Raw genomic sequence first — 13914 nt, 5'->3', positions numbered from 1 at the left:
CAAAAAGTTAGCGAAATTTCATGTTATTGTACTAATAGATGTTTTGAGTTAACATGGCTGCAACAATATTTGTAATGAGCTATAAAATTATTCATTTAAGGTATTTGCTCTATGAAATTACAGATTAAAAAGAAAAGCTTAAAAGAACTATCTGACAAGCAATTGTTGAAAGTTGCAGGTGGGGTTACTGGAAATTCAGATACAAACCAACCACCGATGGCCATGAGGGCTGCAATAGTCGATAAAAGATATTTAATGACAAAATCAGTTTAATTTTTGTGGGAAGGACCCAAAATAAGCATGAGTGAGTTTCTATCTGGTTTAGGCTGGCTAATTAGATTCCTTGAAGTACTTATAATTTGCTTCTTAGTTATCAAGTTTTGGCAACATAAGTTTAGTTTGTTTTTTGGTGGTAAATCTAGTTTACAGACCATAGAGGATCATGAGCTTCATTCATGCTTTTTAACTGCGTTATGCGCATTAGTGTTTCATTTTATTGGTGTTGAAGTTAGTAAATACATATTGTCTTTACCACTGGATAAAATGCCCTTGCGACGTACTTTTTACTTTTCAAACCTATTAGTTGTTGCTGCTTGTATTACAACTCTTTATGTTCTTCACTCTATCCGAGAGTGTTCGTATTCTAATACTGCTAAGAGAATTGGCTATCTGGCGATAGTCACTGCAACACTGCAAATGACACAACTTATCGCTAGAGGTTATCTTGATTACAATGGTTTATACCAATTCTATAACGTATTTGGAGCCTTGATTAATGTTACAACACTTGCCGTTATTGCTGCTTACCCCATAAAAATAATTAAAAACTATAAAATGGAAGGAAGTAAGGAAGTAGAATGATAATTGTCCTATCTGTTATTTTATGTGTATAGATCTTTGGACTCGCAATTGTTTTTGTTGCGAAAAGTCATTCAAATAATGAATTCGAAAAAAATGTTTCCACACGTATCAGGTACGCCCTAGAGCTTGATAATGAAGAAAGTGAAGATACTGAGCATGGTAAAGCTGTTTGCCTTGTTATGGAGCCTGGTGAAGCCCTTGAAGATGAAAAGTAGAGATATCGCAATCGCTAAGCATTTGGATGACATATCTTTTTGTTCTACCTGTTTTGCTCCAAAGTTCATGATCTTCAACATATAGATTCAACAGCGTGAAAGGGTGACGGTTTTTTGTTTTTCGGTCACCCTTCCTTCTTGGACAAGTAATACTCGTTTGCGCCCCCACCTTTCCGCCAGCGCTTTTTGCGTGAACGTTTTACTTTCGTTGTGTATAATTGTGCCGTTAGCTTTTTCGCGGACAATGCATTTATAACGTAGTTCGCCGGAGGCTATTTTACGTTTTTCGATATTGAAACCAGCCATAAAAATTCCTTCTGGTAATTGATTTTGTCCTACCCCGTGAGGGTGATTTAAGGGTGACTGTATATCGAAAATGAGGCTAATTCAAGGCGATTCGCAGCAATTGAGGTACAATGAAAAATATAGATAAATCAGGCGTTAGCCCAGTAAATACAAGCGATTCAGCGTTTCGCCGCTTCTCCGTTGCACCCATGTTGGATTGGACAGATAGACATTGCAGAACATTTCACCGCAAATTAAGTCAGCACGCTGTCTTGTATACAGAAATGATCACCACAGGGGCAATCATCTATGGTAAAGGTGACTATTTAGCTTTTGGTGCGCATGAAATGCCTGTTGCGTTACAGCTTGGCGGGTCAGATCCTACAGCTTTGGCTGAATGTGCTAAACGAGCGCAGCAGTATGGGTATAACGAAATTAATCTGAATGTGGGGTGTCCATCAGATCGTGTCCAAAATGGCCGTTTTGGTGCTTGCCTTATGGCTGAGCCCAAGTTGGTTGCTGATTGTGTTGCCGCAATGAAAGCCGAGGTGAGTGTGCCTGTTACGGTCAAAACCAGAATTGGTATCGATGAGCAAGACTCATATGAATTTTTGACCGATTTAATTGAAGCTTCACATGCGATAGGTTGCGATGATTTCATTATTCATGCCCGAAAAGCGTGGCTACAAGGCTTGAGCCCAAAAGAAAACCGCGAGATCCCACCGCTTGATTACCCTCGTGTGTACAAGTTAAAACAAGATTATCCACATCTGCATATTAGCATTAATGGTGGTGTTAAAACATTAGAAGAATGTGCGCACCATTTATCGCATATTGACGGCGTTATGATTGGGCGAGAAGCGTATAGCAATCCGTTTCTGCTTTCTCAAGTGGATGAAAAGTTGTATGGCGCTCAACCGTTTAATCTTACTAGGCATGAAGTTGTGCGAAGTATGTACGATTACTTTGAGCAGGAAATGAGCCGAGGCGCAAACTTCTGGCACATCGCGCGACATATGTTAGGTATATTCCAAAACCAGCCAGGTGCGAGGGGGTTCAGGCGCCATCTTTCCGAGAATGGACATAAAAAAGACGCTGATATTCGTGTCATGGAAAAGGCACTCACTTTTGTACCCGAAAGTATATAACTGGCGTTTTAAAATAAACTAATTTTTAGCCATTTTTACTAAAATTTTGTTATTTCTAATTTAAATTGTGCAGCTTAAATGCTTTAACAAATTGAAATTTATAAACTTTTAATTTTGGCACAATGATTGGAACTGTAAAGCCATTATATGTCTTAAAGGAACATGTTATGGCTTTAATTAATCGTATCGAAGATTTTGTAAAATCAGAATTTAATGCACTTTTGGACAAATCAGAATGTCCGAGTGTAGACCACCAAACATCATATCGTGAGCTAGAAGCAGCATTGGCTTCGTGTAGAGAACTAGCGGCAAAGTTAATTTGTGAGAGAAAAGTGCTGCAGCGTCGCATTGATTGCGATACGGATGCAATACAAGATTGGTATGAAAAAGCGCAGTACGCTGTCGAAAAACAAAGAGATGATCTCGCCAGAGCTGCACTAGAAGAAAAGCATAAATGTGAGCAATCAATTGAGCAGTGTCATCTGGACTTAAATGAGCTATCTACAGCGCTAGAAAAAGTTGAAAGTGATATCTCAACTCTCCAACAAAAAATACGCAGTGTGACAAGTCAAAAGGATCAGCCAGTTAGGGAAGGTGCTTTGATGGCAAGATTAAAAGTAAAGGAGATACTCAATAATCCTTCAGTGCAGGACCTGTGTACTCAATTTGAAATGCTTGAGCGCAAACTATTCAGAGCTGAATCAAAATCGGATTGCTTTGAGTTTGGTGCTGACTCACAACGCAATAAAACGCAACAAGCATTTAATGAGCTGCTCAAAAATGAAAAGGTTGAATCAATGTTGAAGTCGCTAAAAGGAAACTTGTCTTCGACGCCATCACAAAAATCAACAGCCAATTAGGGGGTCATATGAACTCAGAGTTATATCAGTCTCACGATAAAAGTGCACCACAGAAAAAGCTGGCCGGTGTCTGTATTAAGCTGGCTAAGCGATTTGATTTACCTGTGTGGCTTGTGCGGGTTTTAGTTATCTTACTTGCATTGAAGTTTACATGGGCTTGTGTTGTCGGCTATGGGCTAGCCTGGCTATGCATGTCTGACGATAGATAGGGGGAGTTATGAAAGCGGCAGTTGCTATTGTATTTTTGTTGTTGGCTTTATCGGCAATGTCTTGGTTGTCGGCTCCAGTTGCGTTTTTAAGCATGCCCGACTTTGTCTATGATCTGACTTGGGTTGGTATGGAAATAGGCGGATTTTTAGCCTTGATACTCGTGTTTTTTGCTATCGTTGCGCTACTCAGTATAGGAATGCTGGGTGTGGGGTTAGTGGTGCTCATTGGGCTAGTGTTAGCACTTCTGTTTGGTTCTGTCATTATTGCATTGCCGCTTTGTTTGTTAATTTTATTTGCTTGGTTGATAAGCGATGAATGGTCTTTATGTTAGAAATTGGCCAATGAAATGAAGTGAGGAAATACGTATTTTGCTGTGAATTCAGTGCGTAACAACGGTATACTTAACCTATCCAATACTGGTTTAGTCAGAATTATAGGAATCCTATCATGCTTAGAACTGTTGCACTCATTTCGCTTCTTTCATTCTCTAATTATGGCATTGCACACAACCATCAACATGATGGTCATCAGCACGGCTCACACCATCACGCAGAGCATAATTCAGCAAGCCTTCAGGTTTCGAACGCAAAAATCCGAGCATTCTTACCTGCCGCGAAATCCACAGCAGGCTACATGACACTGGATAACAAAACGAAAAAGCCTATTACGATTGTGCGAGCGCAAATAGAGGGGTTAGGTCGTGTTGAAATTCATGAACATATACATAGTAACGGTATGATGAAAATGCAGCCGGTGAAAAACTTAGTTGTCCCTGCAAATGGACAGGTGGAGTTCAAACCAGGTGGTTATCATTTGATGGCATTTGAGCCAAAAGTAAAGTTAAAAGTAGGCGAAACTCGCAATCTCACACTATATTTTTCAGATGGTGAGAAAGTTGAAAATAAAATAAAAGTAGTTTCTTTAAAAGATGCATTTTCTTCTTCGTCACACCATGATCATCATTAGGAGCTAGGATGAACGAACATAAAGGCAGGATATTCGCCGCACTGGCAGGGGTGTTACTCTTGGGGTACATACTTGCGGTTTATTGGAGCTTTGAGCCTGAACAGTTTGACGTTGTTGAACGAGCGAAATCACAAGCTCAAGAGCAAAATGCAAAGTTAGTGACGGGTTATGTGACAACCAACACTTTAATTGAGGTGATGCAAACTTTGCTAGATAAACCTGGTGGGTATCTATCCAATGATGTATTACCACCGAGTGTACTCATGGACAACATGCCTGCTTGGGAGTTCGGGGTTTTAGAAATGTCCCGCGACTTGGCTTTGTCGATGAGAAAAGATTTTAGTCGCTCTCAGTCGCAATCTACTGAGCATCCGAGTTTAAAAAAAGCACAACCAAAATTTAATATCAGCTCCACGGCTTGGATTTTGCCAAGTGCCGAAGGAGAGTATCAAGTTGGTATTGACTACCTGAGAGAGTATCAGGCTCAGATTGCTAGCCAAGCTGAAATAGGCAGCCAATTTTATGCCAGAGCAGACAATTTAAGAGGTTGGTTAAAAGAAGCTGAAAAACGTCTTGGTAGTTTAAGCCAGCGTTTAAGCGCCAGTGTTGGACAAGAGCGCATAAACACAGATCTTGCTGGCGATACGGCAGCGATGCAAGCTACTTCGGGTAAGGCACAATCGGTGGTTAAGACGTCTTGGTGGCAAATTGATAATGTGTTTTATGAATCTCGAGGTGCAACTTGGGCACTTATACACTTTTTGAAGGCTGTGGAGCATGACTTTTCTGACGTCTTAGAAAAGAAGAATGCTAAAATTAGTTTGCAGCAAATCATTCGAGAGCTCGAAGCGACTCAGGAAACAGTTTGGAGCCCGATGATTTTAAATGGTAGTGGATTTGGTTTTGTTGCTAATCACTCTTTGGTGATGGCGAATTATATCTCAAGAGCGAATGCTGCTCTTATAGAACTCAGTGAACTTTTAGCGCAAGGATAAAAAAATGAAAAAGTATTGTTTAGCGGCAGCGTTGTCTTTGGCTTGCCTTACACCTGCAGCACATGCTGATACTTTGTTAGGTTTGTATTTGGGAGCCGAAGGCTGGCAAAGTGAACCCGAAGGTAGCTTTGCAGAAAAAGGCAACCTGCAGGAGTTTAACTTTGAAGATGAAACATATACGAGTCTATATGCATCATTGGAACACCCCGTTCCTCTAGTGCCAAATGTTAAGTTAAAGTACACTGAATTGGAATTGACCGGTAATACGACACTGTCGGATACCTTTGAATTTGGTGGCAGTAACTTCACAGTAGGTACAACAGCAAATACGGTTGCTGACCTTACGCACATTGATTACATCTTGTATTATGAGTTATTCGATAATGATTTAGTGTCATTTGATTTTGGTATAAATGCTAAGCAGTTTGATGCTGATGTTACTGTAACCGGTGAAGTTAACGGTACTCAAACAACTGAAACAGTTGATTTTTCTGGATTTGTACCGCTTGGATATTTACGTGCAGAAGTAGGGCTGCCTTTGACTGGCCTGAGCGTTTTTGCAGAAGGGAGTTTACTTGCTATTGACGATAGCAAAATCCAAGATTATCAAGTTGGTATCGCTTGGGAATTTATTGATAACTTAGCAGTAGACGTGGCTATTAGAGCGGGTTATCGCTCACTTGTATTAGAGCTTGATGACATCGATGACTTTGATACAGATATTGATGCTTCAGGACCATTTGCAGGGCTTCAGGTGCATTTTTAAGCACATTTAGGCACTGGAAGTGAACCCACTATCGATCTCAACTTCTGAAAGCGAAGTATGAGATCGATTCTCTAGCATTATTCCCAAGCTAAATTAAATTCCTCTTCGAGCGTTTTGCTCAACAATTGTTTGTAGGCTTTATTTAAAGGCGTATTAATCAGTTTTTTTAACTCGTCACCAGTTTGGGTTAGTTTATAGTAGCTAAGTACGAGATCATTACTTTTTGCTTCAAAATTTACACGTTTATTTTGGTAAACTAGCGTTAAAGACTGCCCTTTTTGCAAACTAGCTGATTCAATCTCTTGCCGATACATTAAGTTTATATCCATTAATGTTAGGATTTGAGGGAAGCTCAAACCTGCCTGTGACAAGTTCATGGTTTCGGTACTGCCCTTACGCAACAAGTCTAATATAGAGGGCTTTTTATAGTATCCGAGAATAATTAAATAGCTGTCTTCTTTTTCTAAGTATCCGCATAAAGAAGCGCATTTTTGTAATGCTTCAGCTTCCCTTTGCGTCATTAGTTTTAATGTTTGTAAGCATTTGATTGAAAATGTCCCTGGTGCAATGGACTCACCCACAAGTATTTTTGCCCAAAGCTTTTGCATTGTTTGGTTTGCGATGTCTTCTGCAAGGGTAATAAAGTGCTCCAACCAATCAGGGTCGGGTCTACCGCGACTAGTGACATCAGGACATAATGAAAGTGACATGCCCATTATATTTTCAATATTTTGTTGCCGTTGAATACGCTGCAATTGTCCTCGTTTTAATGCCCGTTTTAATGTGCCATGATCACTTTGTACAAAAAAGGTATTCTGTGGTGTATTTGATGAATATCGACCTCCCGAGGAAATAGGCTTCACGTGTTTGGTCATCGCATAGCCCAGCTTTTCTTCGATGAGGAGAGCTAAGCTGGATCTTGCTTGCGCATTTTTAATGGTCATTTGTAAGGCTCTATCTGTTGCAACCTGAGTTCAGACTTCATTTCGTTTGCTGCCGTTTGCAGTATTTGGGTTAAATAATGCTTGGTGAGCAATGCAATTAAGCTTCCCACAATGGGGGTAAGTACTTCGCCATTTACGTTAATACTGACTTGATTTAACTTTGGTTGCAATGCTATTTGCAGTCGGGCTTGGTGTTCTTCATTGAAGCGTAGATGAAACTGCACTTCGTTTTTTTTTCGTGAGACAAGGGTCGCATCGACTTTGCCTCTCGCATGTTCAAAAGCGACAAAACCTCCGATGTTTTCACTATTTTCAAGTGAAGTTAAGCTAATATTACTCGATTGCAATACATTGATGGCCTTTACCCACTGTTTAGTTGAAAGCATGAATTCAGTGCTCGGCGGTGAGTGATCAATAAGCGGGGCTGTGATTGATATATGGTAGGTAGTTGGCAGAATGTTGATGGCAAGGAGCATGAAAAGTAAAGCAAAAGCCACAAACTTGAAGGCTGTCTTAAGTAACTTCAAAACACCATCCTTGTTGTTTTATTTGTATATGAAGCAAGCGCAAGTATTTGAACATCGTCTATAATATTACTTAGGTGTTAATAGAAGCTGATCGTGATAGTAAAAACCTATCATATTTTATAAGATGAACCATAGAGAAAGCTGCTCTTGCAGATTGTGATGTGATTTAGCATAAGGTGGATAATGGCGTCTGAGCAAGAAGATTTTTTGTTTGCAGATCAAGATGTGTCTCATGAGGCTCAAGAAGCTGCTACAAGCTTTTGGGATGTATTGGTTGTGGATGACGACCCGGAGATCCATTCTGTAACCAAACTGGCTTTGTCTGGTGTGGAGTTTTGGGGTAGGACTTTGCGCTTTCACCATGCATACTCCGGTCAAGAAGCCGTGTTGGCTTTGCGAAATAACCCTGATGTATGTGTACTTCTCCTCGATGTTGTCATGGAAAGTGATGATGCTGGCCTCAATGTCGTCAAGCAAGTAAGAGAGGACATTGGAAATCATGCCGTCCGCATTATTTTACGTACTGGCCAACCCGGTTATGCGCCTGAAGAGAAAGTCATTCGAGAATATGACATAAACGATTACAAGATGAAAACGGAGCTGACCAGAGGTAAGCTTGTAACTTCATTGATGACCGCGATCAGATCATACCAACAAATATGTGAACTTGAACAACAGAGCGTCGCTTTGACAAATATCTTAGAAGCATCGCAAGCAATACTCGGCCACACCGATATGGTGTCGTTTAGCCAAGCCGTGGTGAAGCAAATCGCTAAGATTATTGGGGCGCAAGAAAATGGCATCGTGGCGGGGATCACGAGCAGTTCACGTGTAATTATCTTCGGTGGCACGCAGAATTATGTCGAATTTTTTGGGGATGGGCTTGAGCAGCTAGATAATGGCCGTGTGATAATGCAGGTGCAAAATTGTTTTGACCGAGAGGTTCATCAACACACCGATCACGATATAACTTTTCTGTTACAAGGTAAAAGCCGTCGAGCAGCAATTTACATTGAAATAGAGCACGCACCAAGTGCAGCGCAATTACAGTTTGCGGAGATATTTTTAGCTAACGTCAGTGTTGGCGTAGACAATATCAAGCTGATTAATGAACTAAGAGATGTTGCGTATAAAGATACTCTGACGAGGTTACCCAATAGAGCAAACTTTATAGACTCTATTGCTACCTACTACCAACCGGATAATGACTCACTTGTTTTTGTACTGCTCGATATTGCCCAGTTTTCTGATATTAATAATGGTTTGGGGCAAGAAGTTGGTAATTTGCTATTGCTGGCGGTTAAAGAGCGGTTGTGTATAGAGTTTCCTGACTGTCAGTTATTGTCTCGAATAGGCGCAGATGTGTTTGGTTTACTCCTACCTGCAGAGGGCTTTGATGAGCAGCGCTTCGTTGATGCGATTACCGTGCCTTATCAAGTAGGAGAGCATGTCTTAACCATGCACTTTCATGTGGGGGTGTGTAATCAGGCCGATTTCCATTATCTTGGTTTAGAGACCCTTAAACTTGCTTACATTGCCCTCAATCAGGCGAAACAAGCGCGTAAAGTGATTGATAGATATACGCCTGACTTAGAAGAGAAAATGGCTTGGCGGTTGGGGCTCATTCGGCAACTAAGACAAGATTTTGAACTGAACAAACTAGAAGTATGGTATCAACCTCAATTTAGCCTGACTTCGAACGAAGTGATTGGTTGCGAAGCATTATTACGTTGGCCATCTGGAAACGGAGACTATATATCTCCGGGGATATTTGTGCCTTTAGCTGAAGACTCAGGGCTTATCGTTGACATTGGACAATGGGTATTAGAGCAGGCCTGTAAGTTACAGCGACAGTTTACACAGCTTAACTTAGAGCTAAGTGTTGCTGTTAACGTGTCTGTACCGCAATTTAAAGTGAGTAACTACGCTGAACAAGTCAAAGAAACCATTGTTAGCCATAACGTGGAGCCAAGTAAGATCGAACTTGAGGTCACTGAGAGCGTTGTAATGGATGAGATCACAACGGTCATTGAGACCTTAGGAGAGTTAAAGTCATTTGGTGTTGAAGTGGCGATTGACGACTTCGGAACCGGTTTTTCTTCACTGAGCTACCTTCAACAGCTGCCTTTAGCGCGTTTGAAAATAGATAGGGCCTTTGTAAAGGGCATACCAGAAACGGACAGTGGGGCTATAGCAGAGCTAGTCATTTCTCTGGGGCGTCATTTGGGACTAAAAACGATAGCAGAAGGGGTAGAAACGCAAGCTCAGGCACAGCTACTTAGAGACTTGGGTTGTGATGAGGTACAGGGGTTCCTATTTGCTAAACCGATGCCCGAAAAAGAGCTCTTGAAATTTTTAACTAATAGCAAAAAATAAAGTTTAATTTGGGTGTGTATTCGAGACATCTTATTTTCCAATTCTGAACAGCTCTGTTGAGTCTTTTCTCTTAATTATTGACCAACTTCCATGTGAATTTATTTATGTGACAGTTGGTTGATGGTATCTCTTCGTATAATTTTTTTCATTTTTTGCAATAATCTTTATTTTTTTTTAAATGTATTTCTACGTTGTTTTATACGTTTACGGACTTTTTTAAGTAATATATGCAATGTACCTGTTTACATGCTGTTGACTGTCGAGGGCTAAATTAGTAACTTCTATAACGTGGGATGAAGATATTTCACATGTACTATAAAAAAAACGTAATTTTTTAATAAGGAAATATCAATGAGATACTCTAAACTGTCTCAATCGATAAAGACCTCGCTAGTCGCGGGTTCGATTTTAACAACAGGTTTTTCACAATTAGCAGTTGCTGAAGAAGCCGGAGCTGAAGGCAAGGTTGAACGTATTGAGGTAACCGGAAGCCGTATCAAACGTATCGCGCTTGAAGGTGCTAGTCCAGTAACTACCGTATCGGCTGAAGATATCAAAGTTGCGGGTATCACACGTATTGAAGATATCCTAAATGATATGCCAGCGGTATTTGCAGGCCAGACATCTGGTACAGCGAATGGTGCAACAGGTACAGCTACGGTTGACTTACGTAACTTAGGTCCTGAGCGTACTTTGGTACTACTAAACGGTCGCCGTCTACCTTCTGGTTCTCCATCAGCTGGTGGTATTGGCGCTGACTTGAACCAAATTCCGGCAGCACTTGTAAAACGTGTTGATGTATTAACCGGTGGTTCATCTGCAACATATGGTTCTGATGCGGTTGGTGGTGTTGTTAACTTCATCTTAAAAGATGATTTTGAAGGCTTCCAGTTTGAATACCAAACTGGTATGTACCAACACAACAATGACCATGATGAAATGCAAGCAGCTGTTGCTGCGCGAGGCTTTGAAAACCCAGAGTCAAGCGTAACAGATGGTCGCTCTGAAGACTTCACTATCATGTTTGGTGCAAATACTGCTGACGGTCGTGGTAACGTTGTAGCTTACGCTACTTATCGTGAAATTGATGCGATAACGCAAGACAGCCGTGATTTCAGTGCGTGTGCGATGAACTTAGATGCAGATGGTAATCGTGCATGTTTTGGTTCTGGTACTATTCCTGATGGTCGTTTGACTAACTTTGTAGACTTTGATGTAAAAGTTGCAGGTGATCAGTTCGTACCGCGTGATGGCACCCTGTACAACTACGGTCCATTAAACTACTTCCAGCGTCCAGACAAACGTAAGACAATGGGCATGATTGGTCACTACGACCTAAATGACAATGCGACTGTGTATACTGAGCTAAGCTATATGGATAACCGTACAGTTGCTCAGATTGCTCCTTCAGGTGCATTCTTCCCAGGTGGCGTAACTATTCACTGTAATAACCCACTATTCTCTGATCAGCAAGTTAAGACTCTTTGTACTGATAGAGGCCTAGGCATCAATGATACTGCTGACGGTATCTTTGTGGGCAAACGTAATGTGGAAGGTGGTCCTCGTCAAGATGATAGACGTCACACTTCAACACGTTATGTATTTGGTGTTAAAGGTGAAATCAATGATAGCTGGACATACGATGCTTACATGAACTTCGGTGAAGTATCTTATATTCAAACGTATCAAAATGATTTATCTATTACTAACATCGGCAGAGCGCTAGACGCTGTAAAAGATGCAGACGGCAACATCGTATGTCGTTCAGTAGTAGAAGGCTATGATCCAAATTGTGTGCCTTGGAACATCTTTGAAACAGGCAAAATTACTCAAGATCAATTAGATTATCTAATTATCCCGCTTTACTCTCGTGGTGAAACGAAGACTAAGCAAGTGAGTGGTTATGTTGCTGGTGACTTAACTGACTACGGTATTATGGTACCGGGTACTTCTACTGGTCTTGGTGTGGTACTAGGTTTAGAGCACCGTAAAGAAGAGTTAGTGCTTAATCCTGACAGCAACTTCCAAAATGGTGACGGTGCTGGTCAAGGTGGCCCTACTGCGCCAGTTTCTGGTGAGTATGACGTAGATGAATTCTTCACTGAGCTGAATGTTCCTCTATTAGAAGACACAAGCTTTGTTGATACCTTAACGTTAGAGCTAGCTTATCGTTACTCTGATTACTCAACGGGCAAAACGACAGATACTTATAAAACTGCATTTGATGTTCGCTTTAGCGATGCGTTAGGTGTACGTGCAAGTTACCAACGTGCTGTGCGTGCAGGTAATATTCGTGAGCTATTCCGTCCAACTGCTCAGGGCTTATTCAACTGGGTAGACCCTTGTAGTGGTGCATCTCCTACAATGTCACAAGCTGATTGTGCTAAGACAGGTGTGACGGCTGAACAGTATGGCAAAGTTCCAGCTAACCCAGCAGGTCAGTACAATGCGGTAAATGGTGGTAACCCAGCTCTTGAGCCAGAAGTATCAGATACTTACTCTTATGGTATTCTTTGGTCTCCTGAGTTTGTAGAAGGCTTAGATATCGTTGTTGATTATTTTGATATCTCTGTTGAAAAAGCAATTACTGAGGTACCAGAAGGTGATGTACACGCAGAGTGTGTGGCTGGCAATGCAGATTCATGTGCGGCTATCTCTCGTGATCCTGTGAACGGTAACCTATGGATTGGTACAAACGCAATTACCTCATTAGATAGAAATATCGGTTTCATCGAAACATCAGGTATCGATTACGACATTACTTACCGTTATGATATCAATGACCTAGGTTCACTACGTTTCTCTCTTAAAGGTACTTGGTTAGACAAGTACTCGACGCAGAACTACCCAGATCGCCCAGCTGACGATTGTGCTGGTTACTGGGATAGAAACACGTGTTCTGTACCAGTTCCAGAGTTACGTCAGAACTTAGCAACGACTTGGATCACGCCTTGGGATGCGAATATTACAGCAACAGTTCGTTACTACGGTGAAGTGAACGAGTACACGAAAGATGCTAACAACGTTGTTTCAGACGGTCCTACTACGCTTAAAGCTATGACATACTTTGACTTAGCTGCAACGTGGAATGCTACAGACAGCATTACGCTAAGAGCAGGTATTAACAACTTGTTTGATGTTACACCACCTCTAGTACCAAATGGTCCAGCGGGTGACGCAAACGGTAATACATACCCTGGTCAATATGATGCATTAGGTCGTTACCTATTCGCAGGCGCGACATTTAGATTCTAAGTGTCAAAATAATAAAGTAGGCTCTGTGGCCTACTTTATAAAAGCCATGAAAAAAGCAAACCTTTCGGTTTGCTTTTTTGTTGTCTGTCTATTACGAAAAAGAACACAAGTACAGATTTAGCCTGTAGGTGAATTCCTGACTAGCTTCGCAACTACAGCGGTGATGGAATTAAAGACCACCCTGTGCTCCAGTGTTATTACCACGAGAATCTAACATTCGCTTAGCTTCTTCCTCTTGGCGATCAATCTGTTCTTGGGTACGACATGTCCGTTTACCAAAACGTGTTCCAGTTCTCGCTTCTCTTGAACAAATTAGTCCATTGTTCGCAGTTGCATTATTATCTACAGCTGCGTTGTTACTGTCTGTTGATGTTGTTGAATTGCATCCCGCAAGCAGAACGATGGCAATTGATATAGGTATAAACTTCATATCAAACTCCTTCTATTTCTTTATTAGTTAATTGTATACGCAGCAAAAACTATTGAGCTATTTTTCACCACATATA

General features: G+C 41.1%; 15 protein-coding genes. 11 read left to right on the top strand and 4 right to left on the bottom strand.

The window, feature by feature from the left end:
* Positions 1 to 111 precede the first annotated feature (111 nt).
* Positions 112 to 273, top strand: a complete 162-nt coding sequence (locus A7985_RS26555; protein WP_176716768.1) for a hypothetical protein — start codon at positions 112 to 114, stop codon at positions 271 to 273.
* A 27-nt stretch (positions 274 to 300) separates the two neighbouring features.
* Entirely contained in the window at positions 301 to 861 is a 561-nt protein-coding gene (locus A7985_RS17995; protein WP_065791786.1) for a hypothetical protein, read from the top strand.
* A gap of 302 nt (positions 862 to 1163) precedes the next feature.
* Here A7985_RS17995 and A7985_RS17990 read toward each other — a convergent pair whose 3' ends face one another.
* On the bottom strand, positions 1164 to 1382 hold the full coding sequence (locus tag A7985_RS17990) for a hypothetical protein (protein WP_065791785.1): 219 nt from the start codon (positions 1380 to 1382) through the stop codon (positions 1164 to 1166).
* A gap of 110 nt (positions 1383 to 1492) precedes the next feature.
* Here A7985_RS17990 and dusA point away from each other — a divergent pair, with 110 nt between their 5' ends.
* From dusA to A7985_RS17955, 7 genes are all read left to right on the top strand, one after another.
* Positions 1493 to 2509 carry a tRNA dihydrouridine(20/20a) synthase DusA gene (gene dusA / locus A7985_RS17985; RefSeq protein WP_065791784.1) on the top strand — a complete coding sequence of 339 codons (1017 nt, stop codon included), beginning with the start codon at positions 1493 to 1495 and terminating at the stop codon, positions 2507 to 2509.
* 167 nt (positions 2510 to 2676) lie between these two features.
* The gene (locus A7985_RS17980; protein WP_065791783.1) at positions 2677 to 3369 is read left to right on the top strand and encodes a PspA/IM30 family protein; all 693 of its coding nucleotides are present in this window, start codon (positions 2677 to 2679) and stop codon (positions 3367 to 3369) included.
* Between the two features lie 8 nt (positions 3370 to 3377).
* Positions 3378 to 3578 (top strand): PspC domain-containing protein, encoded by a 201-nt coding sequence (locus tag A7985_RS17975; protein WP_065791782.1) that lies wholly within the window; start codon positions 3378 to 3380, stop codon positions 3576 to 3578.
* 8 nt (positions 3579 to 3586) lie between these two features.
* Positions 3587 to 3910 (top strand): hypothetical protein, encoded by a 324-nt coding sequence (locus tag A7985_RS17970; protein WP_065791781.1) that lies wholly within the window; start codon positions 3587 to 3589, stop codon positions 3908 to 3910.
* Between the two features lie 116 nt (positions 3911 to 4026).
* On the top strand, positions 4027 to 4545 hold the full coding sequence (locus A7985_RS17965) for a copper chaperone PCu(A)C (RefSeq protein WP_065791780.1): 519 nt from the start codon (positions 4027 to 4029) through the stop codon (positions 4543 to 4545).
* Between the two features lie 8 nt (positions 4546 to 4553).
* The gene (locus A7985_RS17960; RefSeq protein WP_065791779.1) at positions 4554 to 5540 is read left to right on the top strand and encodes a DUF2333 family protein; all 987 of its coding nucleotides are present in this window, start codon (positions 4554 to 4556) and stop codon (positions 5538 to 5540) included.
* A gap of 4 nt (positions 5541 to 5544) precedes the next feature.
* On the top strand, positions 5545 to 6306 hold the full coding sequence (locus A7985_RS17955) for a TIGR04219 family outer membrane beta-barrel protein (RefSeq protein WP_065791778.1): 762 nt from the start codon (positions 5545 to 5547) through the stop codon (positions 6304 to 6306).
* 77 nt (positions 6307 to 6383) lie between these two features.
* Here the strand turns inward: A7985_RS17955 and A7985_RS17950 are convergent, their stop codons facing one another.
* Positions 6384 to 7250 carry a TIGR03899 family protein gene (locus A7985_RS17950; RefSeq protein WP_065791777.1) on the bottom strand — a complete coding sequence of 289 codons (867 nt, stop codon included), beginning with the start codon at positions 7248 to 7250 and terminating at the stop codon, positions 6384 to 6386.
* Positions 7247 to 7777, bottom strand: coding sequence for a hypothetical protein (locus tag A7985_RS17945; RefSeq protein ID WP_065791776.1), 531 nt, complete (start codon positions 7775 to 7777; stop codon positions 7247 to 7249). Before A7985_RS17945 ends, A7985_RS17950 begins: the two co-directional genes overlap by 4 nt.
* Positions 7778 to 7960: 183 nt before the next feature.
* Between A7985_RS17945 and A7985_RS17940 the strand changes: the two genes are divergently transcribed.
* Both A7985_RS17940 and A7985_RS17935 read left to right on the top strand, forming a co-directional pair.
* On the top strand, positions 7961 to 10153 hold the full coding sequence (locus tag A7985_RS17940) for an EAL domain-containing response regulator (protein WP_065791775.1): 2193 nt from the start codon (positions 7961 to 7963) through the stop codon (positions 10151 to 10153).
* A 351-nt stretch (positions 10154 to 10504) separates the two neighbouring features.
* On the top strand, positions 10505 to 13408 hold the full coding sequence (locus A7985_RS17935; protein WP_065791774.1) for a TonB-dependent receptor domain-containing protein: 2904 nt from the start codon (positions 10505 to 10507) through the stop codon (positions 13406 to 13408).
* A 169-nt stretch (positions 13409 to 13577) separates the two neighbouring features.
* Here the strand turns inward: A7985_RS17935 and A7985_RS17930 are convergent, their stop codons facing one another.
* Entirely contained in the window at positions 13578 to 13838 is a 261-nt protein-coding gene (locus A7985_RS17930; RefSeq protein ID WP_065791773.1) for a hypothetical protein, read from the bottom strand.
* Positions 13839 to 13914 lie beyond the last annotated feature (76 nt).

Origin of the sequence: Pseudoalteromonas luteoviolacea, assembly GCF_001696455.1 — a bacterium.
Classification (GTDB): Bacteria; Pseudomonadota; Gammaproteobacteria; order Enterobacterales; family Alteromonadaceae; genus Pseudoalteromonas; species Pseudoalteromonas luteoviolacea_C.
Note: the sequence above shows the minus strand (reverse complement) of the source record. Positions and strands in the feature narration are given on the sequence as shown.